Raw genomic sequence first — 1557 nt, forward strand, 5'->3', positions numbered from 1 at the left:
GTGCCGTCCAGCACCGGGCGCTCGCGGCCGGGGTCCAGCAGCAGCAGGTACACGTCCTCCGCCAGGGTGCGCGCCGCCGCGGCACCGACAGCGCCGGTGCGCTCGCCGTCCACCGGGCCACCGTAGGTGCCCGGGCCCGGCTCAGAACAGCTCGACCGCCGCCGTCGGCGCCGCCGGCCCCGAGGCAGGTGCTGCAGGTGCCGGGGCCGGTGCGCTGCCGGCTGCGGGTGCGCCGCTGGCAGCGGCCGGTGCGCTGTCGGCGGTCGGTGCGGGCGCTGCCGCGCCGGGGGTGGTGGGCACCGCGCCGGCGACCGGCCCCGGCTCCAGCAGCGGCAGCTCCAGGTCCTCGTAGTCGGCGGTCAGCTCGTGCAGGTTGGTCGCCACGTCCAGCAGCTGCGCCAGCGCCGTGGCCAGCTCGCGGGTGCTGGAGGTGGAGTTGCTCGCCGACGTCGCCAGGCTGGTGATGCTCTCGGTCACGCGCAGGGCGTTGTCGCTGGTGCGCTCCACCCGCTGCGACATCTGCTCGGTGGCCACCCGCTGGGTGTCCACCGCGGTGCCGATGCCGTCCTGGCAGGAGACGATCTCCGCGATGATCGACTCGATGCCGCCCAGCGCGGTGGTGGCCTCCGCGGTGCCGCCCAGGATCGCGTTGATGCGGGCGTCGATGCTGCCGCTGGCCTCACGGGTCTTGGTGGCCAGCTGCTTGACCTCCTCGGCGACCACCTCGAACCCCTTGCCCGCCGCCCCGGCGCGCACCGCCTCGATGGTGGCGTTGAGGGCCAGCAGGTTGGTCTGCCCGGCCACGCCCCCGATGAACGCGGCGACGTCGCTGATCTCGCTGCCGGCCTCGCCGAGGGTGGCCACCGTGCGGCTGGTGCCGCTGGCCGCGGCGGTGGCCTGCGCGGCGATGCCACCGGCCTCCTCCGCGCGCGCGGCGATGGTGTCCAGCGTGCGGCGCAGCTCCTCGGCGCCGTCCAGCAGCTCCTGCACCCCGGAGGTGACCTCGTCGGTGGCCAGGCTCAGCATCATGGCCTCCTGCGCGGTCTCGGCGGTGTGCCGGGAGACCTCGGCGCTGTGCCGCGACAGGCGCGTCACCACCTCGTGCACGGTGGAGGCGTGGCAGGCGATGCCGGCCAGCAGCATCTGGGTGTTGTCGGCGGCGCGGTTGACCGCGGCGGCCATCCGCCGCAGGGAGTCCGAGGAGGCGCTGAGGTCGGCGCGGCGGGAGGTCTGCCCGTCGGCCAGGCCCTCGGCGACCTCGATGATCTCCTGCACGTGGCGCAGCCGGCGGCGGCGGCGCAGCAGCACCGCGCCCACCACGAGCAGCACCGAGGCGCTGGCCAGCAGCCCGCCGCGCACGACGCCGACACCGCCGAGGCCCTCGGGGTCCGTGGCGGTGGCCTGCACCTGCAGGGCCAGCGCGGGCACCTGCTGCGCGGCGCGCTCGGCGCCGGCGTCCCAGGTGCCGTCGACGGCCAGCACCGTGCCGTCGGCGGGCAGCACCCGCACCCCGAAGGCGCTGCCGGTGCTGGTGCCGGTCCCGGCGCGCCCGGGCAG

General features: G+C 76.6%; 1 protein-coding gene. It reads right to left on the reverse strand.

Annotation, left to right across the window (positions count from 1 at the left end; translation table 11 throughout):
* Positions 1-141 precede the first annotated feature (141 nt).
* On the reverse strand, positions 142-1557 hold a 1416-nt coding region (locus ABEB16_RS22500; protein ID WP_345714372.1), incomplete at its 5' end, for a methyl-accepting chemotaxis protein.

This window comes from Kineococcus glutinatus, from assembly GCF_039542765.1.
Lineage (GTDB): Bacteria > Actinomycetota > Actinomycetes > Actinomycetales > Kineococcaceae > Kineococcus_A > Kineococcus_A glutinatus.